21 protein-coding genes are annotated in these 23,665 nt (G+C 71.3%); 12 read left to right on the forward strand and 9 right to left on the reverse strand.

Going from position 1 to position 23,665, the window contains the following annotated elements; translation table 11 throughout:
* Positions 1–61 precede the first annotated feature (61 nt).
* Together GVV75_RS08065 and galK are read right to left on the reverse strand one after the other, a co-directional pair.
* Positions 62–2,725, reverse strand: coding sequence for an MSCRAMM family protein (locus tag GVV75_RS08065; protein WP_159814276.1), 2,664 nt, complete (start codon positions 2,723–2,725; stop codon positions 62–64).
* A 571-nt stretch (positions 2,726–3,296) separates the two neighbouring features.
* Positions 3,297–4,610, reverse strand: a complete 1,314-nt coding sequence (gene galK / locus GVV75_RS08070) for a galactokinase (RefSeq protein ID WP_159814278.1) — start codon at positions 4,608–4,610, stop codon at positions 3,297–3,299.
* A 136-nt stretch (positions 4,611–4,746) separates the two neighbouring features.
* Between galK and GVV75_RS08075 the strand changes: the two genes are divergently transcribed.
* From GVV75_RS08075 to GVV75_RS08110, 8 genes are all read left to right on the forward strand, one after another.
* Complete coding sequence (locus tag GVV75_RS08075; RefSeq protein ID WP_159626085.1) at positions 4,747–5,301, forward strand: 2'-5' RNA ligase family protein; 555 nt, start codon at positions 4,747–4,749, stop codon at positions 5,299–5,301.
* A gap of 20 nt (positions 5,302–5,321) precedes the next feature.
* The gene (locus tag GVV75_RS08080) at positions 5,322–6,428 is read left to right on the forward strand and encodes a YihY/virulence factor BrkB family protein (RefSeq protein WP_159814280.1); all 1,107 of its coding nucleotides are present in this window, start codon (positions 5,322–5,324) and stop codon (positions 6,426–6,428) included.
* Positions 6,429–6,447: 19 nt separating this feature from the next.
* Positions 6,448–7,632 carry a mannose-1-phosphate guanylyltransferase gene (locus tag GVV75_RS08085; RefSeq protein WP_159626089.1) on the forward strand — a complete coding sequence of 395 codons (1,185 nt, stop codon included), beginning with the start codon at positions 6,448–6,450 and terminating at the stop codon, positions 7,630–7,632.
* Positions 7,633–7,713: 81 nt separating this feature from the next.
* Positions 7,714–8,412 carry a hypothetical protein gene (locus tag GVV75_RS08090; RefSeq protein ID WP_159814282.1) on the forward strand — a complete coding sequence of 233 codons (699 nt, stop codon included), beginning with the start codon at positions 7,714–7,716 and terminating at the stop codon, positions 8,410–8,412.
* Positions 8,413–8,531: 119 nt separating this feature from the next.
* The gene (locus GVV75_RS08095) at positions 8,532–9,737 is read left to right on the forward strand and encodes a metal ABC transporter solute-binding protein, Zn/Mn family (RefSeq protein WP_159626093.1); all 1,206 of its coding nucleotides are present in this window, start codon (positions 8,532–8,534) and stop codon (positions 9,735–9,737) included.
* A complete protein-coding gene (locus GVV75_RS08100; RefSeq protein WP_159626095.1) occupies positions 9,734–10,531 on the forward strand; it encodes a metal ABC transporter ATP-binding protein in 798 nt (265 codons plus the stop codon). Before GVV75_RS08095 ends, GVV75_RS08100 begins: the two co-directional genes overlap by 4 nt.
* Positions 10,531–11,487 (forward strand): metal ABC transporter permease, encoded by a 957-nt coding sequence (locus tag GVV75_RS08105; RefSeq protein ID WP_159524596.1) that lies wholly within the window; start codon positions 10,531–10,533, stop codon positions 11,485–11,487. Before GVV75_RS08100 ends, GVV75_RS08105 begins: the two co-directional genes overlap by 1 nt.
* The gene (locus GVV75_RS08110) at positions 11,484–12,494 is read left to right on the forward strand and encodes a metal ABC transporter permease (protein ID WP_268891791.1); all 1,011 of its coding nucleotides are present in this window, start codon (positions 11,484–11,486) and stop codon (positions 12,492–12,494) included. Before GVV75_RS08105 ends, GVV75_RS08110 begins: the two co-directional genes overlap by 4 nt.
* On the opposite strand, the gene GVV75_RS08115 is transcribed toward GVV75_RS08110, so the two are convergent.
* Positions 12,454–14,199, reverse strand: coding sequence for a phospho-sugar mutase (locus GVV75_RS08115; protein WP_159718130.1), 1,746 nt, complete (start codon positions 14,197–14,199; stop codon positions 12,454–12,456). The two genes, GVV75_RS08110 and GVV75_RS08115, sit on opposite strands and share 41 nt — an antisense overlap.
* 151 nt (positions 14,200–14,350) lie before the next feature.
* On the opposite strand from GVV75_RS08115, the gene GVV75_RS08120 reads away from it, so the two are divergent.
* Both GVV75_RS08120 and GVV75_RS08125 read left to right on the forward strand, forming a co-directional pair.
* The gene (locus GVV75_RS08120; protein ID WP_159626099.1) at positions 14,351–15,103 is read left to right on the forward strand and encodes a TIGR00730 family Rossman fold protein; all 753 of its coding nucleotides are present in this window, start codon (positions 14,351–14,353) and stop codon (positions 15,101–15,103) included.
* Between the two features lie 125 nt (positions 15,104–15,228).
* Entirely contained in the window at positions 15,229–15,396 is a 168-nt protein-coding gene (locus GVV75_RS08125; protein WP_159524657.1) for a DUF3117 domain-containing protein, read from the forward strand.
* A 489-nt stretch (positions 15,397–15,885) separates the two neighbouring features.
* On the opposite strand, the gene GVV75_RS08130 is transcribed toward GVV75_RS08125, so the two are convergent.
* Positions 15,886–16,521, reverse strand: a complete 636-nt coding sequence (locus GVV75_RS08130; RefSeq protein ID WP_159814284.1) for an O-methyltransferase — start codon at positions 16,519–16,521, stop codon at positions 15,886–15,888.
* A 280-nt stretch (positions 16,522–16,801) separates the two neighbouring features.
* Here GVV75_RS08130 and GVV75_RS08135 point away from each other — a divergent pair, with 280 nt between their 5' ends.
* Positions 16,802–17,719, forward strand: coding sequence for a twin-arginine translocase TatA/TatE family subunit (locus tag GVV75_RS08135; protein ID WP_159814286.1), 918 nt, complete (start codon positions 16,802–16,804; stop codon positions 17,717–17,719).
* Between the two features lie 286 nt (positions 17,720–18,005).
* On the opposite strand, the gene GVV75_RS08140 is transcribed toward GVV75_RS08135, so the two are convergent.
* The 5 genes from GVV75_RS08140 to GVV75_RS08160 form a co-directional block, all read right to left on the reverse strand.
* Positions 18,006–19,148 (reverse strand): Mrp/NBP35 family ATP-binding protein, encoded by a 1,143-nt coding sequence (locus GVV75_RS08140; RefSeq protein ID WP_159524613.1) that lies wholly within the window; start codon positions 19,146–19,148, stop codon positions 18,006–18,008.
* Between the two features lie 166 nt (positions 19,149–19,314).
* The gene (locus GVV75_RS08145) at positions 19,315–19,905 is read right to left on the reverse strand and encodes a DUF1003 domain-containing protein (RefSeq protein WP_159814288.1); all 591 of its coding nucleotides are present in this window, start codon (positions 19,903–19,905) and stop codon (positions 19,315–19,317) included.
* Positions 19,898–21,190 (reverse strand): magnesium transporter MgtE N-terminal domain-containing protein, encoded by a 1,293-nt coding sequence (locus GVV75_RS08150; protein WP_159524615.1) that lies wholly within the window; start codon positions 21,188–21,190, stop codon positions 19,898–19,900. The genes GVV75_RS08145 and GVV75_RS08150 overlap by 8 nt, the downstream gene beginning before the upstream one ends.
* Positions 21,191–21,745: 555 nt before the next feature.
* A complete protein-coding gene (locus GVV75_RS08155) occupies positions 21,746–21,967 on the reverse strand; it encodes a hypothetical protein (protein ID WP_159814290.1) in 222 nt (73 codons plus the stop codon).
* Between the two features lie 13 nt (positions 21,968–21,980).
* The gene (locus GVV75_RS08160) at positions 21,981–22,568 is read right to left on the reverse strand and encodes a hypothetical protein (protein WP_159814292.1); all 588 of its coding nucleotides are present in this window, start codon (positions 22,566–22,568) and stop codon (positions 21,981–21,983) included.
* Between the two features lie 444 nt (positions 22,569–23,012).
* Between GVV75_RS08160 and GVV75_RS08165 the strand changes: the two genes are divergently transcribed.
* Positions 23,013–23,665, forward strand: a 653-nt coding sequence (locus GVV75_RS08165; RefSeq protein ID WP_159814294.1) for a general stress protein, incomplete at its 3' end; no start/stop codon positions are given.

The following is a 23,665-nucleotide window of genomic DNA, read 5'->3' on the forward strand; positions in this document are numbered from 1 at the left end:
CCGGGGAGAGCCCCCGGACCCGGTTTCCGCCTACCTAGGCGAGCCTTCCGCCGCGGCGGGATCAGGCCCGACGACGGCGCGACTGCCTGACAACGAGCGCGATGATCGCGGTGAGGCCCAGGCCGAGTCCTCCGAGGTAGAAGAAATCGGCTCCCATCCCGCCGGTCAGCGGGAGCGCGGGCACTGGGCCCTTGTAGTTCGGGAAGGGATCGTTGAACACGTGGTTCACGACGGCGCCATCCGATCCGACCGTGATGCTGAACGCCTTCGGCTTCTTGTCGAGCCGGTACCCGGCCGGCGCCTTGGACTCGGTGAGTTCCAGGGCCGCGCCGTCGGCGGGAATGCCCTCAACCTGGAAGCTTCCGGGAGTCGGGTCGGCGTCATAGTAGGTCGCGCCCGCGGCCTTGGCCTTGCAATCGCCGGAGTCGCAGTCGGTGATCACGGTCGCGGCGGGGAAGGAGGGGCCGGTGAGGGTCCACTCGGAGCCCGCCAGGGCCTCGTTGCTATCGCCATCGACCTTCTTCCAGGACACCGTGCCGGTGGCCCGGGTGTTCGTGATGGTTCCAAGATCGACCGCGAGGCTCGTGCTCGAGATCCGCGCGGGTCGGGCGGTGGTGTCCAGGACGTACCCGCTGGGCGGGGCGGCCTCGGTCACGGTGTAGTTGTCCCAGGGCAGGTTCGTCACCTTGAACTTGCCGGGAGCGGGGTCGGAGTCGGCGATCCCGCCCTGGCACTTCCCGATCTCGACGCAATCGGTCACGGTCACTCCAGCGGCGCCGGCGCCCGTGCCCTTGATCGTCCAGGAGGAGCCGGGGAGCTCTTTCGCGGTGCTGGCGTCGGTCTTGGTCCAGGTGAGCGTGCCCGGCTTGCGCTGGTTGGTGAACTCGCAGGCGACATTGGCGCCGGGTGAGAGGGTGATCGTGCCCTCGCCGGGGTTGCCGGTGGGGGTGACGGCAAGGGGGGAGCCGTCAGCGGAGGTGCAGGAGATCGCCTTGTTCTCCCAGCCCTCGGCCGCGCCCTCACTGATGGTCACGGTGCCGGTGTCCTCGCCGGGGGGAACGGTGACGGTCCAGGGATTGTCCACCGTGCCGTCGTCCCATGTGACCTGGGTGCCTCCCACCACGGTCGAGCCGTCCTGGGCGGCGGCGGTCAACTCCCAGTCCGCACGGGAGTTGGGCAGCGGGCTCCCGTCCACCGCGAGGGCCTTCTTGGTCATCGTGAGGGTCGCCTCGAGGGGATCATTGGAGACGCCGATGACACGCGCCGCGCGCTGAGCGCTCGTGATCTTCACGCTCCAGACGCTCGTGGCCTTCTTGTAGTTCTTGGGAGCCAGGGTCTCGGCGAGGGAGTAATCGCCCAGGGGAAGATTCTCGACGAGGAACTTACCGGGGGCGGGGTCGGCGTCGTTAGTGCCGGCGCACTGCCCTGCGGAGGTGCAGTCCTTCACCGCCAGCGTGGTGCCGCCGGGGCCGGTGAGGGACCATTCAGAGCCGGGCAGGAGTTGGGAGGGCGCGTTGCTGGCCGTCTTGTCCCAGGCCACGGAGCCGGAGAGGGGGGCGTTGGTGAACGTGCACTCCACGACGACGCTGCTCTGCTGGGGGATTCGAACGGTTCCGCTGGCTCCGTTGCCCTGGGCGAATGGGGTTTTGCTCCCGTTCTGCGTGCAGCTCCACGATGAGGAGTAGTTGGAGAGGTTCGCGCCGTTGGCCGCGCTCTCTGAGAAGGAGAAGTCGGTGTTGACCAACACGGGGAAGATTCCGATGACCTCCTTTTGCACGCCGTTGGCGCCTCCCGTGGTTTGGACGGATGCGATCTCGCCGCCCGCCGGGTCGTAGCTCACCGAGAGCTTGAACTGATCGTTGGCGTTCTGCCGCTTGACGATGTTCTTCTTCAGGATGAAGGTCGCGGGCGAGCCGCAACTGGCCAGGTCAGTGCTTTCTGAGGCTTCTCCGTTGATGTCCGTGCCGAGGCTGCTCTTGTTGATCTTCGGGCTGATCTGGTTGAAACTGACCGGGTCGTAGGTGCCCACATTGTTCGCGTCCGAGAGGTAGAGTTTCCCCTCGGCGTCGAAGGCGATGCCGTTGACCGCCTTATTGTTCGAGATTCTGTCGGCCTTGGTGGTGTTCGCCGGGATGCGGTACTTGCTGCCACTGTCCGCGGCGAGAGCCGCAGCGGTCGCCGAGAAGATCTGGGTGAGCCCCGAGGTGCTTGAACTCCGGACGACGAACATGTTTCCGGCATCGTCGAAGGCCAAGTCACCATTGCCATCGCCGTTATCGATTTTCTCGCCGACGTCAATGTATCCCACATCCTGGATCCATTTGGCTTCCAGGTAGCCGTTGGGCATCCGCCAGACGCGGAAGTGCAGGTGCGTCCTTCTGGTCCACTGGTCGGTGACCTCCTCGTAGCCGCCGAAGTAGTAGTCGCCCGTGGAGGGCTGGACCCCGCCGGCGATATAGGTCCCGTTGAGGAGCCCCCATTGATCGGAGTCTATCCGATCTGTGCCTGTCCATTTTCCATTGGAGTAATGGACGATCCTGACTTGATGATCACTGCGTTTCTGGATGAGGAAGTAGGCCCCGGCCCCATTCTTCTCGATACCCAGTCCGTTCGCTTTGTCTCCGTCGTAGAACCATTCAAAGGGATAGTCGTATCCCTCGACATGTGAGACAGTGCCGTCGGGAGAGAGCTTGTTGATGGTCCCGTTGGCGGTCACGTTGTACACCGTCCCGGGAGTGCATTGGAAGATCCCGTCCGCAGCTTGGGCGGGCGGGATGGGGCTCAGAGAGCGGGGAATGCTGACCGCGTCAACACAGATGAGGGCGAGCGCGCAGAGGGCCAGTAAGGCGCAGTGAGCGACGCGTCTGGCGTGCGGTGGGGTATGGGAACGAGAACTCATTGTCACTCTTCGTTGCGGATCTGACGCGACACGCCCTTCCCCGCCGGTGGGAAATAGCCGGGCGCTGGGGGCGCTCGGGGTGGGAATGCTCGTCCTTGTAGGGAGCCGGGCTGGCGATGGGGAATCGTCATACCTCGGCGGCTATGAAGATGACACTAGCAAATGCCGGGGGCAGGGGATGTGGGCGCAATGACATTGTTATCACCCTGATCGGCCGGGGTGGTGACAACCTCGCTGGCGAGCCGCGCTTCCATGACTGTGGCCCTGGCGGTTCCCGCCTCCGCGCGCGGGCGAGCGGGAGCGGGTGAGCAAGGGGCCGGAAGCGAGCGGGAGCGGGCGCCCGGCGCTCCTCCGGGAGCGCCGGACGCCCGCTGCGCAAGGCGGTTCTGCGCGCGCCTCAGGCTGTCGCGCGGCCAGCTGGGGCGCTAGGGACGGCGTCGATGAATGCCGGAGGGGTGAATCCCTCGCGCGCGTAGGCGGCGACGACGGCGCGCGCCACATCGTCCACCCGGTCGGCGTCCACCAGGGCGATCGCGCTGCCCCCGAACCCGCCGCCGGTCATGCGCGCCCCGTGGGCGCCAGCGGCGCGCGCCGCCTCGACGGCCACGTCCAACTCGGGGCAGGTCACCTCGTAGTCCACGCGCAGCGACTCATGCGAGGCGTCCATGAGTTCCCCGACTCTGGCCAGCTTCTCTCCGACCAGCGGGGAGCCATCGGACAGGAGGGAGACCAACTCGACTGTCCGGGCGATCTCGGTGACGACGTGGCGCGCGCGGGCGACCAGCAATTCCGCCTCCTCGCCACCGCGTTCGCGCAAATTGGTCAGCGCCTCCTCCAGGCGCTCGGGCGCGATATCGGCCAGGAACTCGACGCCGAGGATCTCCGCCGCGCGCTCGCAGGCGGAGCGGCGCGCCCCGTACTGGCCGTCGGCCAGGGAGTGCTTGGCGCGGGTGTCAATGACGAGCAGGGCCAGGCCTTCGGCGGCCAGATCGAAGGGGACGTGAACGACCTCGCCGTCGCGGCAGTCGAGTTCGAGGGCATGCCCGGCGCGGCACCGCAGCGAGGCCGACTGGTCCATGCCGCCCGTGGGGGCCCCGGCCATCTCATTCTCCGCCCGCACGCAGGAGGTCACCAGGCGGGCGCGGCCGGCGTCGGCGGGCGCGTCGGCGGGCCCGGCCAGCGCGAGTCCCGCGATCTCGTCGAGGGCCACGCTCGTGGCGCACTCCAGGGCGGCCGAGGAGGACAGGCCTGCCCCCAGTGGGACGCAGGAGACTAGGGCGGCGTTGAAGCCCGGCAGGGGGCCGAGTCCGTCGCGCTCCAGGGCCCAGGCGACCCCTGCGATGTAGGCGGCCCAATGGGGGACCTCGCCGGGGGTGCCCTTGGGGCCGATGGCGTCCAGGTCGAGCACGTCCACGGCCTCGCGCGTCTGCGGCGAGATGAGGCGCACCGTGCGGTCATCCCGGCGCCGCAGCGCCAGGAAGGCGCGGTGCGGCAGGGCGATGGGCAGCGCGAGACCGCCGTTGTAGTCGGTGTGCTCGCCGATGATGTTGACGCGCCCCGGCGCGTACCAGACGCCGTCGGGGTCGGCGCCGAAGGCCTCGTGGAACAGGGCGGTGGCCTGGGCGATGCCCTCCTCATTGGTCAAGGCGGGGGAGAAATCAGGGACGGCGGGGGGCGTGACGGCGTCAGCGTCGGTGGTGAGGTCGCTCATAACGCACATCGTGCCATGCGGGCGATGCCTTTGAGGGGCGATGCGGGTTAGGCTTGGTCAGCCCGTGGTGGACCCCGCCGCCGCGGACGCCCGATGCGACCGCCGAGTGCGCCCCCAACGCGCGGAGAGGAGGGTCATGGAGGTCCCTGAGCCCGCCGACCGCGAGAGCGTGGTCGGTGTCACCGTGCCCGTTCCCGAGCCCTTCGCCGCCACGATCCGCGACATCCGCCGCGACGCCGGGGACCCGCTCGCCGCCCGGATCGCCCCCCACATCACCCTCCTGCCGCCCACGGCGGTGCCGACCGACCGGCTCGACTCCATCAAGGAGCACCTGGCCGACGTCGCCCGCGCCCACGCGCCGATCGACCTGCGCCTTAAAGGGGCCGCCACCTTCCTGCCCGTCAGCGCCGTCGCCTACCTCAAGGTGATCGGTGGCGGCGACGCGCTGCGCTCCCTCCAGCAGGACATCCGCGATGCCTCCGGCCCGCTCAGCGCCCCCCTGCGCTTCCCCTTCCACCCCCACGTCACCCTTGCCCATGAGGTGGGCCGGGCCGCTCTCGACGCCGCCATGCGGGCCGGGGCGGCCCTCGACGCCGCGTTCGTCGCCGGGCAGGTGCTCCTGCACACCCTGAACCGGGACCACTGCGCGCTCCTGGCGCGTATCCCCTTGGGCGGGTCGGCGCCGTCGTGAGGCGTCAGGGCGGCAGCGGCATGGCGCGCGCGATCACCACGACGCGCGCGGGCGCCGCCGCGCTCATCGACCGCTACAAGTCCAGCCGCCTCGGGCGGGCGCTGGCCCGGTACGCCATGGCCCGCGGCGCGCTCCTGGCCGGGGGCATCGCCTATACGGGGCTGTTCTCCGTCTTCTCCGCCCTGGCCATCGGCGTCACGATCCTCATGGGCCTGCTCGGCAGCCGTCCGGCCCTGCGCGACCGCGTTCTCGAGCAGATCGACCAGGCCCTCCCCGGCGTCATCGACACCGGCTCGGGCGGCCTGGTGACCATCGACCAGCTCACCCTCGGCTCGGCGCTCAACATCGGCTCCCTCGCCGCGGGCGGCGCCCTCCTCTACTCCGCCGCCGCCCTCATGGGGGTCCTCAAGACCGCCCTGCGCGCCATGTTCGGCATCGCCCGCCTCCCGGAGAACCCCGTGAGGGCATGGGCGTGGAACCTCGTGGCGCTGCTCGTCATGATGACCGGCGTGCTCGCCACCGCCGCCGCATCGGCCCTGACGACGGCGCTCGCCGGCTCGACGGCCAGCCTCATCGGGCTGCCCGCCTGGCTCAGTGGCGCTGGCAGCCACGTAGCGGCCGTCGTCATCTCCTTCCTCATCGACGCCGCCGTGCTCGCCCTCCTGCTGGCAGCCTGCGGCATCCGCGTCCCCCGCAAGGACCTAGCCGAGGGCGCGTGCCTGGGCGCCGTCGCCTTCGGCGCGCTGCGCGAGATCGGCTCGCGCGCCGTCGGGTCGACCTGGCACAACCCCCTCCTGGCCTCCTTCGCCGCGATCGTCATCCTCATCCTCTGGCTGCACCTGGCCAGCCGCACCCTCCTCATGATCGCGGCCTGGATCGCCAACCCTCCCCGGCCCGCCGTCATCGAGCACCCCGATGAGGTCCACGCCAGGGCCCGCCCCAACTACGTCACCCTGTCCGTCCCCGAGACACTGGCCTGGCCCCGGCAGTCCCTGACCGGCACTGTCGAGGTCGATCCCACGGAGCGCCCCGACCACCGCGCCTCCGCGCCGGCCGGGGACCGCGCCCCCGCGCCGGCCGAGGATCGGGAGCGCCCCGCCGGCCAGGACGCTCCTCCCGAGGGCTGATCCCCGCTAGCCTGGGCCAATGACCGACTTCCCCGCCAGTCCCGAAGCCCGGCGCGCCGCAGCGCCGGACCGCCAGAGCAAGCCCATCCACGCCATCATCCCCGCCGGCGGCGCGGGCACCAGGCTCTGGCCGCTCAGCCGCCGCGAGCGCCCGAAATTCCTCCTCGATCTGACCGGCGCCGGGCGCACCCTCCTGCAGGGCACCGTCGCCCGCTTGGAGCCCGTGGCCGCCACGACGACGATCGTCACCGGCGCCGCCCATGCCCAGGCCGTCGCCGCGCAACTGCCGGGCGTGCCCGCTGAGTCGATCCTCGCCGAGCCCTCCCCCCGCGACTCCATGGCCGCCATTGGCCTGGCCGCCGCCGTCATCGCCCGACGCCACGGGCCGGACGCCGTCGTCGGCTCGTTCGCCGCCGACCAGACGATCGCCGACGAGGGCGCCTTCGCCGAGGCCGTGCGCCAGGCCGCGGCGCTGGCCGAGGAGGGCTGGGTGGTCACGATCGGCATTGAGGCCACCCACCCCTCCACCGCCTTCGGCTACATCCACGCCGGCGGCCCCACCTCCGTGCCCGGGGCCCCCGAGGGCCGGGTCGTCCTCGGCTTCACCGAGAAGCCCGACGTCGCCACCGCCGCGGAGTACCTCGCCACCGGCGAGTACCGTTGGAACGCCGGCATGTTCGTCATGCGCGCCGGGGTCCTCCTCGACCACCTCGCTGCCCAGCGCCCCGAGCTCGCCGCCGGCGTGGAGGAGATCGCCGCCGCGTGGGACACCCCCGAGCGGGAGCCGGTCCTGGAGCGCGTCTGGCCGGGCCTGGAGAGGATCGCCATCGACCACGCCATCGCCGAGCCCGTCGCCGCCGCCGGGGGAGTGGCCACCGTCCCGGCCGCCATGGGCTGGGACGACGTCGGCGGCTTCGACGCGCTGTCCGCCCTCGTCCCCGTTGTGTCCGAGGGGCCCGCCGCGGGCGTCGCCGTGCTCGACGGCGCCGGTCAGGGCGGCCCCGCCGCCGACGTCGAGGCCGTGGGATCCTCGGGGGCGCTCGTCGCCACGACGACCGGGCGGAGGGTCGTGCTGCTCGGCGTGCCCGGGCTCATCGTCGTCGACACCCCGGACGCCCTGCTGGTGACGACGCCGGAGCGCGCTCAGGACGTCAAGGGCGCCGTCGACCGCCTCAAGCGGGACGGCCGGACGGGCCTGCTGTAGCCCGGTTGTGCGCGGGCAACGGCGATGACGGCACCTGGCCGGCGCGAGGCGCGATTCACGGCCGCGACCTCGATGACCCAGATGGACCCCACCACCTGCGGGGCCACCTGCTTGCTGGTCGCCAGCGCCCTCCTGGGGCGCGAGCCGGTCGGCGGAGCGGTCGCCGGAGCGGGCGGTGGGCAGGGGGCACCGCCGGGGGAGGGCCCGGCGGACGCGCAGCGGCGCATCCAGCGCTCGCTCAACCGCCGGGCCATCGCCCGCTTGGTGCCCTGGCCACGCGCATTCGGCTCGACCCCCTGGTCCCTGGCCCGTGAGCTCACCCGCATGACCGGTCGCCGATACCGGGTGCGCTGGACGCGCGACACCGGCCGCGCCTTCCCCGAGGCGCTTGAGGAGGCCCGCGCCCACCTCGCGGACGGCCTGCCGATCCTCCTGCTCGCGGGCGGCCCGCTCCTGCGGGCCCCCGCCGACCGGGCCGGCTGGCGGAACCGGGCGCGGTCGGCCGCGGCGGCCATGCTCGCCGGCCCCGCCATCCCGCGCCACTACGTGCTCGCCCTGCCGCGCGATGGCGCCCGGCTCCCCGGCGACTGCGGCCCCGGGCAGTTGCGCCTCTACGAGCCCAGCGGTGGGCGTGTCCACGAGATCGACCTTCTCAGCGCGCTCGCCCAGGGGGCGCGCCCTGGGCGCCTCGGGGCCCCCGCTCGCCCCAGGCGTCAAGCGGGCGGTCCGGAGGCGCTGGGGCACTGGCCCCGCCTTCTCGCCCTCATCCTGCCCCGCTGATCGCCCCGCCGGTGCCGGTCCGCGATCGGCGCGAGCAGCCAGCCCGGCGCCCCGCGCGAGGCCCGAGAAAGGAATTTCGGGTTTGCGAATTTCGGGTAGCCGAAACTAATGTCGGGCTCATGAGAACCCTCCACCGCCCCGGGCGCCGGGCCGTCAGCGCCGTCGCCGCCATCGCCCTCGCCGCCCCCGCTCTGGCCGCCTGCGCCGAGACCTCCCCGGCGGGCGGGGACGGAGCCATCAAAGTCGTCGCCTCCACCACCCAGATCTGCGACTACGTCACCCAGATCGCCACCGGGGGCAATCCCTCCGGCTCGGGCTCCCTGGCCCTTGAGCGCACCGGCGCCGACGGCGCCACCACCCACCTGGGCCCTAAAGGCGCCAAGGCTGGCGCCAGTATCAAGCTCACCTGCCTGCTCGCCCCCAACGCCTCCGCCCATGAGCACGACATGACAGCCGCGCAGGCCAAGGCCCTGTCCGAGGCCGATCTCTTCCTCGTCTCGGGGGTGGACCTGGAGCACTTCCTCGACGACGCCGTCGCCTCCACCGGCTTCAAGGGCACCATGGTCGTCACCTCCGGCGTCTACGGGGCCGCCGACGTCGATGACCTCGACGCCCAGAAGGCCAAGGAGAAGGACCTGCCCTACACCGTCGAGCGCGGGAGCCAGAAGGTCGACGTGGCCCCCTGGCCCTTCGCCCCCGAGGAAGGCGAGACCGAGCCTGAGTTCCGCTTTGACCCGCATGTCTGGACCTCCCCGGCCGGCGCCATGGTCCAGGTGCGCAACATCGGTGAGGCCCTCGCCAAGGCCTCCCCGGCCGGCGCGGCCACCATCAACGAGCACACGGGGACCTACGCCTCCCTGCTCACCGAGCTCGACTCCTGGGCCCGCTCCAGCCTTGAGACCGTTCCAGCGGACAAGCGCGTCCTGTTCACCAGCCACGACGCCTTCGGCTACCTGTCGAAGGCCTACGGCCTGAGGTTCGAGGGCGCCGCCCTGTCCGACTTCAACGCCCAGCAGGACGCCACGGCCCAGCAGATCCAGACCACCGCCGACGCCGTGAAGGCCTCGGGCGCCGTGGCCATCTTCGCCGAGAACTCCAACAACCCCGCCTCCGTGCGCAAGGTGGCCCAGACCGCCGGCGTCAAGGCGATCATCGGCGACGAGGCCCTCTACGGCGACTCGCTGGGCGAGCCCGGATCCGACGGTGAGACCTACATCGGATCCATCCTCCACAACGTCACCGGCCTCACCAACGCCTGGGGCGGCACCGCGGCCCCCATCCCCGCCTCGCTGGCCGCCTGGACCCCCAAGGCGGCGGCGCAGTGAGACCCGGGCACCTCGCGGGCGGGGGCGCCGTCGTCCACTGCGAGGGCGCCGCCCTCGCCTACGGGCGCGCCGTGGCGCTCACCGGCGTCACCGGCGAGGTGGGGCCCGGCACCGCGCTTGCCCTCATCGGCCCCAACGGCTCAGGCAAGACCACCCTGCTGCGGGGGCTGCTCGGCATGGTCGACATCACCGCCGGGCGCATCGAGGTCTGCGGGAGGGAGCCCGGCAGGGCCCGGAGGGGCTCGATCGGATACGTCCCCCAGGTCGCCGACCTCGACCCCGCCTTCCCCGTCACCGTCCTCGACGTCGTCCTCATGGGGATCACCGCCTCCATGGCCCGCCTTGGCGCGCTCCCGCTGCTCGGGGCGCGTCGCCGCGAGGCCCGGCGGCGCGCCCTGGCCGCGCTGGAGTCCGTGGGCCTGGCCGAGGCCGCTGGGCGGCGCTTCGGTACCCTGTCCGGCGGCCAGCAGCAGCGCGTCCTCGTGGCCCGCTGCATCGCCGCCCGCCCCCGGCTCATCGCCCTTGACGAGCCCTTCAACGGCCTCGACCAGCCCAACCGCGACGCCCTCCTGCGCATCATCGCCGACCTCAAGGACGACGGCGTCGCCCTGGTCATCTCCACCCACGACCTCGTCATCGCCCGCGAGTGCTGCGAGCAGGTGGCCCTGCTTGCTGGGCGCCAGATCGCCTTCGGGCCCCGCGAGGAGGTCCTCGTCCCCGAGCTCATCGAACGGGCTTACGGCACGGGCGCGAGAGGCCGTGACGACCTCCTGCTCGGGACAGAGGAGGACTGATGAGCACCACGGATCCGCTCACCGCCCTCGTGGCCGGCGCCGTCGAGCAGCTGAGGCTGGCGCTTGTTGACGCGCCCGGCCTCGTGCCCTTGGCCAGCGCCCCCTTCTTCTTCCGGCCCCTGGTCATGGTGGTCCTGCTGGGGATCGTCTCAGGCGTCGTCGGGGTGCTCGTGAACCTGCGGGGCGCGGAGTTCAGCGCCGAGGCCCTCGTCCACGCCGTCTTCCCCGGGATCGTGGCCGGCGCCGCCTTCTGGGGGATCGAGGCGATCATCCCCGCGGCCTCCGCCGTCGCCATGATCGCGGCGGCAGGCCTGACCGTTCTCACCCACCACTCCGGGCGCGTCGCCGGGGCCCGCCGCTCGGCCGGGGGAGGCGGGGCCGAGGCCGGCACCGCCGTCCTGCTCACCGGCTTCTTCTCCGTGGGCATCATCCTGTCCCTGGCCAAGGGGGACAGGTCCGGGCAGTTGGAGGCCCTCATGTTCGGGAGGCTCCTGGAGATCACCGACACCGGGCTCGCCCATGCGCTCCTCGCCTGCCTCGTGGCGATCATCCTCGTGGCCGTCACCTGGCGGGGGCAGATCGCCTACGCCTTCGACCCCGTGGGGGCCCGCGCCGCCGGCCATCGGCTCCTCGCCCTCGACATGGCCCTCAACGCGGCCATCGCGGCCGTCGTCGTCTCGGCTTCCACCGCGGTGGGCACGCTGCTCGTTATCGGCGCCCTCATCGTCCCCGGCGCCACCGGGCGGGTCCTCGCCCACCGGGTGCGCCCCATGGTCATCATCGCCGTGGCCACCGGCGTGCTCGGCGGCTACCTGGGAATGCTGGCCGCCGTCATGCCCAGCCCCCGGCCCGTCTCCCCGCAGGCGGCCGTGAGCCTCGCGACGACGGCGCTGCTCCTGTGCGCGATCATCGCGGCCTCCGCGCGGCGCCGGGCCCGCAGGGGGAAGAAGGCATGAGCGGCATCGGCGTCACATGGGCCATCGCCGCCATGGGAGTCGCAGCAGGCGCGGGGGCCGCCCCCGGCGCGGGGGCGACCGCCAGCGCAGGGGCGACCGCCAGCACGCCCGGCGCGGGCGGTCTCACCGACGTCTCACTGGGGCTGCTGGCCCTGCCCGCGGTCGAAGCGGTCCTCATGGGCCTGCTCGCCGGCCTCGCCGGCGCCCTGGCCCTGCTGTCCCGCCGCGTCTTCTTCACCGAGTCCCTCACCCACGCGACCTTCCCCGGGGCGATCCTCGGCGTCGTCGCCGCCACCTGGATCGCTGGGGCGCTCGGGCACGGGCGCCCCGGGTTCGAGTTGCTGAGCGCCACGCTGCTCGTGGGCGCGGCCCTCATGTGCCTGCCCATGGCCGCGCTCATGCGCGCACTGACCCGCGTGGAGGGGCTGGGGCCCCAGGCGGCCGCGGGCATCGTGCTCACCATCGGTTTCGCCCTGGGTTACTTCCTGGCCAGTTGGTTCAAGCCCCTGCCGCTGAAGATCGACTCCTTCCTCACCGGCTCCGTGCTCAACGTGGGGCTCGTGGACGTGGCCGCCACGGGCGCGGTCCTGGCGGTGGCCGCGGCCGTGGTCGCCCTGACGGGCAGGGCCCTGGTCTTCCACGCCTTCGACCCGGTGGGCCACCGCGCGGCGGGCCTGAGCGCGGGCTGGGCTGACGGCGCGGTGCTCGTCCTCATCACCGCCACCATCGTGGTGCTCGTGCCCGCCGTCGGCACCATCCTGCCCATCGCCCTCATCGCCGCCCCCGCGGCCGCGCTGGCGCCCTCGGCCCGCAGCGCGCGCGGGCTCCTCATCGGGGCTCCCCTGCTCGGCGCCGCGTGCGCGCTGGCCGGACTCGTGCTCGGCGTGGCGCTTCGGCTCTCCGTGGGAGGCATGATCGCCGCCGTCGCCGCCTCGGCCTACCTGGCGGCGGCCTGCTGGCGGGGGATCAGGCGCAGATCCCCAGCGCGCCGCGCAGATCGGCCCTGATGACCGCCAGGCGCTCGGAGGCCGCGGTTCGGACGGCCGGGACCGGCTCGCCGTCGGGGATCTCCATGACAACCTCGCAGTAGCACTTGAGCTTGCTCTCGGTGCTCGAGGGGCGAAGGACGACGCGGTCGTCGGCGGCCGTCTTGATGATGATCCCGTCCGCGGGCGGCAGTTGCGCGCCATTGCCGTCGCTGGCCCCGTCCATGAGGTCGAAGACGTCCACCACGGGCGAGCCCGCCAGTTTCGCGGGGGCCCCTCCCTCGCGCAGGCGCCGCATGACGCCGTCGATGACCCCCGCGTCGTCGGCGCGCGCGCTCATCTGGCAGGTCAGGTGCAGGCCGTGCCGCTGGGCGAGCCGGTCCAGGAGCGAGACCAGGGAGCGGCCCTGCGCCTTGAGGACCGAGGAGAGCAGGGCCATGCGCACCGCGGCAGCGATGCCGTCCTTGTCCCGCACGGAGGCGGGATCCACGCAGTAGCCCATCGCCTCCTCGTAGCCGAAGACGAGCCCGGGAACGCGACTGATCCAGGTGAAGCCCGTGGGGGTGATGCGGTGCGCCAGCCCGTGGTCCTGGGCGATCTTGCGCAGCATCCGGCCTGAGGCGATGGAGGAGGCGAGCACGCCGGTGCCGGTGAAGGCCGCCAGCTCGGCCGCCTGCTCGCCCAAGAGGATCCCGACGGCGTCGCCCGTCAGCTGGCGCCAGCCGCCGGCCACGGTCTCATCGGGGACGGCCACGGAGCAGCGATCCGCGTCGGGGTCGAGGGCGATGGCCAGGTCCGCGCGCTCACGGCGGGCCAGGTCCAGCAGGAGGTCCATGGTGCCGGCCTCCTCGGGGTTGGGGATGGCCACCGTGGGGAATCCCGGATCCGGCTCGAACTGCTCGGGGACCACGACGACGTCGTCGAAGCCCGCGCGGCGCAGCGCCTCGACGCAGATCCGACCGCCCACCCCGTGCATGGCGCTCAGGACGATTCGCAGGTCCGCGGCCGCGGTCGTCCTGGCGGCGGTCACCACGCGCTCGATGTACCCCTCGCGCAGCTCGGGCCCGATCAACTCCCAGCCGGATTCCGCGCGAGGGATCGTCTCCAGGCTCCCCAGGGCGGTGATGGCCTCGCTGATCGCCGCGTCCTGCGGGGGAGCGATCTGGGCGCCGCGGTCCCAATCGTTGGTCGCCCGGCCGCCGAGGTAGACCTTGAAACCGGAGTCCTGGGCGGGGTTGTGCGAGGCGGTGACCATGATGCCCGCGTCCGCGCCCAGCGCGCGCAGGGAGAAGGTCAGCAGCGGGGTAGGGCAGTGGGAGTCCATGAGGAGGGCCCGGCCCCCCGCGCCGGTGACCACGGCGGCGGCGTCTCGGGCGAAGACATCGGAGCAGTGGCGGGCGTCGTAGCCGATGACGACGACGAAGCCGGCCCCGACCTCCTCGCGCAGATAGGCGCACAGGCCCGCCGTCGCGCGGATGACCACGGCCCGGTTCATCCTGCCCAGGCCGGGGCCGAGCCTGCCGCGCATGCCCGCGCTCCCGAAGGTCAGGGGGCCGGAGAAGGCCTCGGCAAGGGCGGCTGTGGCGGCGGGATCCCCCGCCTCGTGGCGGGCCAGGAGGCCGGCCAGTTCCTCGCGAGTGGTCTCATCGGGGTCCTCGGCGATCCACTGCGCGACGGTCGTACGGACAACTCCGGTGGTCGGGGCAACCTTGGGGGAGTGGGTCATGACTTGACCGTACCGGTCGGATCCTTCTTTTAGCGGAGAAGGTGATGGCGTTCATGCGTGGCACCTCCCACAACATCTGATGTCGCAGGCCAGAGGCTGTGGCGCACCTGCGTCAGGGGGCTCGCCGTCCGCACGATGACACAATGCGGACATGACTGATCGCCAGACCTACCGCAAGGGCCCTGTCCTGCTGCGGGGGACGCAGATCCCCCGGCAGACCTCCGACGCGAGCCTGCTGTCCGCGACCGAGCGCGCCGACTGGCTCCACGCCGACCCCTGGCGGGTGCTGCGCATTCAGTCTGAGTTCGTCGAGGGCTTCGGCGCCCTGTCGGAGATCGGGCCCGCGATCAGCGTCTTCGGCTCGGCGCGCACGAAGCGGGACGATCCCGCCTACCGCCTCGCCGAGGAGATCGCCGCGGGGCTGGTCCGCTCCGGCTACGGCGTCATCACCGGCGGCGGCCCGGGCATGATGGAGGCCGCCAACAAGGGGGCCCATGAGGCCGGCGGCCTGTCCGTGGGACTCGGCATCGAGTTGCCCATGGAGCAATCCATGAACGAGTACGTCGACCTCGGCATCAACTTTCGCTACTTCTTCGCCCGCAAGACGATGTTCGTCAAGTACTCCGATGGATTCGTCGTCATGCCCGGCGGCTTCGGAACTCTTGACGAGCTCTTCGAGTCCATCACACTGGTCCAGACCCGTAAGGTCGACTCCTTCCCCGTGGTGCTCGTCGGGCGCGAGTACTGGGGCGGGCTCGTCGACTGGATCCGCTCCTCGCTCCTGGGATCGGGCATGATCGCGCCGCAGGACCTCGACCTGCTGCGCGTCGTCGACACCGCTGCCGAGGCGGTCGAGTACGTGGTCGCGGGCGCCCAGAGGATCCGTCCCACGTCACCGGAATGAGCCGGGCCCCGGACCGTTAGCCCTGTGTCCTACTTATCGTGCTTATCGTGCCATCGAGCATCATGCCTTAGAATAAGAGGCAGCACCGCGGGCGGAGCCGCGTGAGCACGATGGAAGGGATGCATATGGCTGCCATGAAGCCCCGTACCGGGGACGGCCCCCTGGAGGTCGTCAAGGAGGGACGCGCCATCATCATGCGCATGCCCCTCGAGGGCGGCGGCCGCCTGGTCGTCGAGATCACCCCTGACGAGATCAAGGCCCTCAAAGACGCATTGGCCACTGTCAAGGTCTGACCCATACGCCCGGCGCCGAGCACCGGAACCGGCTGGCCGCTCGCCCATCCACCGTCGGAGGGGCCCAACGGCCGTCTCGCGCAGGAGAAGGACCGCTCCCGGATCGGGGCGGTCCTTCTTCCGCCTCGCACCGGCAGGTGCGCCTCGCGCCTAGCGGTGCTGTTTGCGCCGACAGGTGCGCGTCACCCCGGCAGGTGCGCCTCGCCCTGAGCGGTGCTGTTTGCGCCGACAGGTGCGGGTAGGACGCACCAGTGGGTGTGGATGGCGCCTCTCGGTGCAATCCTGCATCTGTCTCGCACGGCCCGGAGGTCGCGCCTCATCCTGAGCGGCGCGCGTTACTCCGACAGGTGCGTGTAACCCCGACAGGTGCGCCTCGCCCCGAGCGGTGCTGTTTGCGCCGACAGGTGCGGGTAGGACGCACCAGTGGGTGCGGATGGCGCCTCTCGGTGCGAGATGGCGCCTCTCGGTGCGATCCTGCTTCCGCCGCCCTCAGTTCCGGCGCACGGCGACGAGCAACCCATCGCCCACGGGGAGCAGCGACGTCAGGAGCCCGTCGGCGTCCCGTAGGGTCTTACCCAACTCTCGGGCGGCCACCGTCACGGCGTCGCGGCGCGCGGGGTCGGCCACATGGTCGCGCCACAGCGCGTGGGTGATGACGAGCGACCCCCCGGCGCGCAGCATCCGCAAAGCGTCCTGGAGGAGGTCGGCGGCGTCCTGCGGGTCGACGTCGAGCACCACCATGTCGTAAGAGCCCGCCGCCATACGGGGCATGACGTCGGAGGCCCGACCCTGGATGATGCGTGTGCGGTGGCCGGAGTACCCGGCGGCGTCGAAGGCCCGTCGCGCCTCCCGCTGGAACTCGGCCTCGACGTCGATGGTCGTCAGCACGCCGTCGGCGCCCATGCCGGCCATGATCCACAGTCCGGAGACCCCCGTGCCCGTCCCGATCTCCGCCACAGACTTCGCGCCCGCGGCCGCGGCGAGCGCGCGCAGGGCCGCGCCAGTGGCCGGGGAGACCGGCGCGGTGCCGAGCTCGATGCCGCGCAGGCGAGCCTGGGAGGTCGCCTCGTCCTCGAAGGGGAACTCCTCGGTGTAAGACCAGGTCAGAGTCTTGTCCGCGCTCACAGTGAGTCCCTTCCATTGCGGTGAAGCATGCGCTCGAGATCGCCGCGACATCCGCGCGGCAACCGCATTGTCCCAGGACCATGGGGAATTCCTCGCCCGACCCGCCGTCGCGCGGAGTGTGGCGCGTGGCGCGTGGCGCGTGGCGCGCCGGGCCACGGCGGGTCGGGCACGATGGCGGGTCGGGCCGCGGCGCGCTGGGCCGCGTTGCGCTGGGCCGCGGCGCGCTGAGCCGGGAGCTGGCGCATGAGGGCATCGCGGCCCAGCGCTCTATACTCGCCTCGTGCTGGGATTCTCCTCATCTGAGTTCGTGGTCTTCCTGCTGGTGGCCGTCGTGGTCATCGGCCCCCAGAGGCTGCCCGAGTACACCCGCAAACTCACCCAGATGGTCCGCCAACTGCGCGTCTTCCTGGAGAGCACCAAGACCCAGATCGCCGAGGAGGTCGGCCCCGAGCTCGCCGACCTCGACCTGTCCAGCCTCGACCCGCGCCAGTACGACCCGCGCAAGATCGTGCGCGACGCCCTGGGTGAGGACCTCGACGCCATCAAGAAGGACCTCCAGTCGCCCTTCAAGGCGGTCAAGGACGCCGCCAAGGAGACCACCGACGCCATTGACGCCTCCGTCAAGGAGGCTCGGGACAAGGACCGGGCGAACTCCCTGGCCAACAAGATCGAGGAGAAGAAAGCCGAGGCCCTTGCCGCTGCCCGGGCCGCGAAGGAGGGCGAGGCCACCACCGCCGAGCTCCCACAGGTGGAAGCGTCCCAGGCCGATCCGGCGGCTGGCGCCGAGGAGAAGGATGGGGTGGCGGTCGCGGAGGGCGGCTCCGACGGCCAGCCCAAGGCCGGTGGCGCTCCCGCGGATTCCGAGCCGGTCGAGGCCGGAGGCGCCGGAGCCGGCCTCAGCGAGCCGGGCGCGGAGGCGGAGCCGGCCCCGGAGCCGGCCGAGGCCGAGCCGGCGGTGGAGCCCACGCCTGCCGCTGTCACTGCTGATCCCGCCGCTGCGGAGCCCGTCGTCGTCGAGCCCGTCGCTGACCCGGTGACGGGGCCTGTGACCGTGCCGGCCTCGCTGGTGGAGGAGCCCGCGGTCGCGTCGGCGGTCGCGCCCGGCGCGCCGCGCCCACTCTCACCGCGCGATATCGTGCGGGCCGCCAAGACGGCCGCTCGGACCCGTGAGGCCGCGGCGTCAGTGCGCGTCGACTGAGCCTCAACAGTCATTCGGCTGGGCGCCCCGTGGAACGGCGCGTCGACGCCGATCCTCCCCACCGATGGTCGCGCTGAGCGCCTTCGGGCGCGGTTGTCACCCAGACCCGCAGTGCCTCCGGTCCAACTATCAGCGCCTCCGGCCCAGCCATCAGTGCTGAATCCCCGCGCGGGGTCCCGGCGCGCCCAGATCTGGTCGCGCTGCCCGCCCTCGAACCGGTCTCGCTCCTATTTTCGACCGGTCTCGCTCCTGATATCGACCGGTCTCGGTGAGGGGCGCGGGGACGTCAGGCGGGGGTGACGCCGAGGGGGCGCCCGGCCAGGCCCCGGGAGCGGTGGGACAGCCTACGCGCCACCGCCGAGAGCTCCTGGGCGGCAGGGGCGTCCGCGGGCGGGTGGCCACCCTCGCCGATGGTCGCGGGCACGCCGGTGTCGGAGCCCTCGCGCAGCTTGATGTCCAGGGGCAGCTGGGCGAGCAACGGCACGTCGTAGCCCAGCGTCTCGGTCAGGGAGGCGGCCACGGCCCGGCCGCCGCCGGAGCCGAAGATCTCCAGCCGAGAGCCGTCGGGCTGCGTCAAGTAGGACATGTTCTCAATGACGCCCACCACCCGCTGCTTGGTCTGGGTGGCGATGAGGCCCGTGCGCTCGGCTACCTCGGCCGCCGCCTGCTGGGGCGTGGTGACCACGAGGATCTCCGCGTTGGGCAGCAGTTGCGCCACGGAGATCGTCACATCCCCGGTGCCGGGGGGCAGGTCGAGGAGGAGGACGTCGAGGTCCCCCCAGAAGACATCGGAGAGGAACTGCTGGACCGCGCGGTGCAGCATGGGGCCGCGCCACACCACGGGCTGCTTGTCATCGACGAACATGCCGATCGAGATGAGCTTCACGCCGTGCGCGATGGGCGGGACGATCATGCCATCGAGCTGGGTGGGCACCTGCTCCGAGCCCAGCATCCGGGGGATGGAGAAGCCGTAGATGTCCGCGTCGACGACGCCAACGCTCAGGCCCTGCGCGGCCATGGCGGCGGCGAGGTTGGCCGTCACCGAGGACTTGCCGACGCCGCCCTTGCCAGAGGTGACCGCGTAGACGCGGGTGAGCGAGCCGGGCTGGGTGAAGGGGATGACGGGCTCCGCCGCCCCTCCGCGCAACTGGGAGCGCAGGGCCGCCCGCTGCTCATCGGTCATGACGCCCAGGCTCACGCGCACATCGGTGACACCCTCGACGGCGCCGACCTCCCGGGTGGTGTCCTGGGTGATCGTGTCCTTGAGCGGGCAGCCGGCCACGGTGAGGAGCACGTGGACGCTCACGACGCCGTCGGGTGAGATCTCGAGGGAGTCCACCATTCCGAGCTCGGTGATGGGACGGCGGATCTCAGGGTCGTGGACGCGGGCGAGCGCATCGCGGACGGCCTCTTCAGTGGGCATCGGCATGCCCTCATCCTACGGGCTCGCCCTGGGGGCGCCATCCCCGGGCCGTCTGTGTCAGTTCGTGGCGGATCGGGGGCGCGGGGGATCGGGGGGGGCTCGCGGCGGAATGGGCGAGTTCGCGGGGGCTCGCGGCGGATCGGGGCGGGGTGAGTGCGAGCGCCGGGCCGGGTCAGGCCTCGTGGGCGGGGGAGGGTGTCTCGGCCAGTACGGGCGCCTCATCGCCCTCGGCGTGCTCGCCCTCGCCGAGCTCGGAGATCTCCTCGCGGATGGCGCGCTCCTCGGCGAGGATCTCTGAGAGCATGTCCCGCAGCTCGCCGCGCACGAAGTCACGGGTGGCGACGTCGTTCATCGCCAGGCGCAGCGCGGCGATCTCCCGGGTGAGGTACTCGGTGTCTTCCAGGTTGCGCTCGGCGCGCTGGCGGTCCTGCTCGGCGGTGACGCGGTCGCGGTCGTCCTGGCGGTTCTGCGCCAGCAGGATGAGGGGGGCGGAGTAGGAGGCCTGGGTGGAGAAGGCCAGGTTGAGCAGGATGAACGGGTAGGGGTCCCAAGCCTTGGAGGCGCTTGCCAGGGCGATGTTCGCCACGATCCAGGCGATGACGAAGACCGTCATGTACAGGACGAACCTCGGCGAGCCCATGAAGCGGGCGGTGGCCTCCGCGAAGCGCCCGAAGGCGTCCGAGCGCGAGGAGCGGCGCGGGCGCAGTCCGCGCAGTCGGCGACCGCGCCCCGGGTCCAAGGGCTGGTCGAGCTGCTCAGGCATTGGCGCTCCTCTCGATCATCTCGTCGGTGACGGCGTCATCGGCCTCGCGCCAGTCGTCGGGCATGAGATGGTCCAGCACGTCGTCGACGCTCACCGCGCCCACGAGGCGGCCGGCCTCATCGCACACGGGCATGGCCGTGAGATTGTACGTGGCCAGGAGGCGCGTGATCGTGCCGATGGAGTCGGTGGGCCCGACGGCGCCGAGGTCCTTATCCAGGATGCGCCCCACCATCTGCTGGGGGCGCTCGCGCAGGGCGCGCTGGAGGTGGACCATGCCCAGGTACATGCCCGTGGGGCTCTCCAGCGGCGGGCGGCACACGAAGGCCACCGCCGCCAGGGCCGGGGGGACCTCCGCCTTGCGGGCCTGGGCCAGCAGGGTGGCCACGCTGGCCTCGGGCGGCAGGATGATCGGCTCGGTGGTCATCAGGCCGCCGGCGGTGTACTCGTCGTAGCGCATGAGGCGGCGCACGTCGGCGGCCTCATCGGGCTGCATGAGCGCGAGAAGCTCGTTTGCCTTGAGCTTGGGGAGCTCGGCGACGAGGTCGGCCGCGTCATCGGGCTGCATGGCCTCCAGGACGTCGGCGGCGCGGGCCGACTCCAGGGCAGAGAGGAGGGCGACGGCGTCGTCATCGCCCAGCTCCTCGACGGCGTCGGCGAGGCGGTCGTCGGGCAACTCGCGCGCCACCTGGACGCGCCGGGCGTGGGGGAGGTCGCGCAGCGCCTCGGCCAGATCCGCGGGCTTGAGGTCCTCCAGGGTGGCCAGGAGGGCGGTGACGCCCTGCTGCTCCATGCCGCCTGCCAGGCCGGTGACCTCGTCGGGGCGGACCGTGGCGGTCTCCCCGCGCCGCAGCCCCAGGGGGCCCGACGAGGCGCGCTGGACGAACAGGCGGGTGACCTTCCAATCCATGCCGGCGTCGCGCTCGATGGCCACATCGCGGATCTCCACGGTGCCCGTGCCGTCCTTGAGGGTGACGACGCGGTCGAGGAGCTCGCCGACCACGAGGGTCTCGACCTTGCGCTGCTCGAATCGGCGCATGTTGACCACGCCCGTGGTGATGACCGCGCCCGGCTCGATCGCCGTGATGCGCGACAGCGGCAGGAAGACGCGGCGCCGTCCAGGCACCTCGATGACGCAGCCCACCGCCCGGGGCTCGCCGCGCAGTTGGATGAGCACGACGACGTCATGGACGCGGCCGACGGGATCCCCGAGGGGGTCGAAGACGGCCGTGCCGACGAGTCGGGCCACGAAGACCCTGCTTGCGCTGCGCGTCCTACTGCTCTCCATGGGCACAGCCTAGTTGCACTGACCGGGGAGGTTGGTAAAGCGGGTGATGGGTGGTTGGTTGTCGCGGGCTGGGCGGGGCCTGTGGCGATTGTGGAAGTGGATCCATCCTGACGGGGCTGCTCGGCGCTCGGCCTCGGAGGCGTGGCGGCGGGCGGGTTCCCCAGTGGCCCGGTCGCAGGCCGACAACTGGTTGAGTCGGCAGGCCGTGAGGATGCGTCCCACGCTCGAGGGGCCGATACCCAGGTGGGCGGCGATCGGACGGTGACGTGGGGTCAAGGCCGCGTTAGCCGTGGGACACGGCAGGGCCTTCTCCTTGAGGGCATACCTAGCCAGTCCCACTCAACCGCGCAGGTCCTCCCACCCAGGTCTTTTCAGACCGTGTCGTCACACTCCTTCAACCAACCTGTCCGGTCAGCGAGACTAGCCGTATCCGAGAGGGCGACACCGTGAGCCAGCGGGCGCGAGGACGGCCCGCTGGAAGCGCCCTCGGCGAATCCTCGCGCCCGCTGTGTCAGGCGCCCGGCGCCTCGGCGCCGCCCGGTGCTCTCATGAGCCCTAAAACGGATTGTGACGGCTTATCGAGAAGCGGTAGTAGTTGACGGTGAAGATCGCGGCTGGAACGAGCGAGTATATCCAGGTCGTGAGGTCCGCCCATGTGCTGAGCGCTGAGAGGGGCAACCCCCAGATGCAGCAGGTGATGATCTTCATCACAAGGAGTCCCCAGAGGAACTGAAGCGCCGTTTTGTTTCGCAGTCGCGCGCTCTTCTGAGTGGTCATGATGGCCTCCAGATCACAGATGTCCCCGACATGTGAGGGCCCCCCATCCGAGCGCGAGCGCGATGCCCCAAGGACCGCCCAGGGCCTTCGTGGCGGATGGGCCGATAATGCGGGCCACTGTCCGCGCTGTCAGTCCCCAGTTCCATGCCCGCAATCCTTCTCGTAGAGCAGCGTACAGGTTGGGTGCGTTACCGATTGGAATGCCGAGGGCTGACGTCGCCAAGCAACTGATGAAGCTTCCGACGCTTAGAGCGCTTGCTCCATTGCTTGAGAATTGGCTCTCTTGACCGGAAGGGGTGCGGCCAACATTGTTCATCGCATCGGCGAATCGTTGAAAGTCGGAGATCTTGTCCCCCATTCCATCCGCAGTGATATTCTGGATGTTTACGACGACTGTTCCATCTGCTCTTTGTTGCACATAGCGGGTGAACAGTGTCTCGAGGTCGCCGGCGAATTGATCGAGTTCTTCCTCTGATGTGGGCTCTTCGGAAGAGGTGCTAGAATTGGGTGGTGTTTCGATGGGTGCTGCGGACGCGGTAGCGCCGGAAACGGCTAGCGCAACGCTGGCGGCTCCGCCGGCAATGATGTGAGGAACCTTCATGATTTCTCCAGTTGCTGAGCGGTTGATATGGTGTGCGAACACTTTTCAAGATGTTCGAACGAATCGAAGGCTCCTATGCCTTCGGCTGTGTTCGCGACCACTAGATTACCTGCGGGCATGGCTTCGCGTAAATAGTGGGTCCGTGGCGCGATGCACTCGTTGCGAGCTCGTGATACATCGCAACGGCTTATTCCTCCTGCGGTCGGCTCTCCGGTTTCGCTTATGTATGTGCCCCTTCGGAATCGAGGGCACGGTTGGCGCGGCGGAGATCTGATGAATGCCCCTGATGGGAATCGAGTGGCCAGGCGCTCGCTCGCCGCTGATGCCTGAGGGACGCCATCGGGCCGATATTCCCCCGCCGCCCCGTGGTCGCTGAGAGCGGATCGGGGCGGCGGGGGGCGGGCCGGCTCGTCTCCGTGGCGGTCGGCATGGGACGATGGGGTTATGAGCATCCAGATGGGTCCTGACACGATCGTCGGTCGCGGGGGCGCGCTGCCCCAGGGCGAGGAGATCGCCTCCTTCGCCACCTACGCGCAGGCGCAGCACGCCGTTGACTCCCTGTCGGACGGGGGCTTCCCCGTCCAACTGCTGTCGATCATCGGCACCGATCTGCGGCAGGTCGAGCGCATCACCGGCCGCCTGAGCTGGGGGCGGGCGATCGCCGGCGGCGCCGGGTCCGGGCTGTGGATCGGCGTGTTCTTCGCCCTCATGATGAACTTCATCGGCAGCGCCTCGACGCCCCCGAGGCTCCTCGGCGCCGTGCTGCTGGGCGTCGTGTGGGGGATCCTCTTCCAGGCGGTCAGCTACGCGCTCACGCGCGGTCGCCGGGACTTCACCTCTATCAGCCAGGTGGTGGCCTCGCGCTACTCGATCCTCGCCTCGGACCGGGTTCAGGAGGCGGCCCGGGCGCTGGCCGACGCGCCGGGCAACCTGACCCGGGGCGGCCAGGCCGCGCGCCGCGCCGAGGAGCGCCGTCGCGCCCGCGCGGAGTCCGGTGACGGGCCCACGGCGTTCGGATCGCGCCCCGATGAGGAGCCGCGCTTCGGCGTGCGCATCCAGCCCGGCGGCGCGGCGCCGGGCGCTGGGGCCTCGGGTGG

It is taken from the genome of Actinomyces sp. zg328, from assembly GCF_009829635.1.
Classification (GTDB): Bacteria; Actinomycetota; Actinomycetes; order Actinomycetales; family Actinomycetaceae; genus Actinomyces; species Actinomyces marmotae.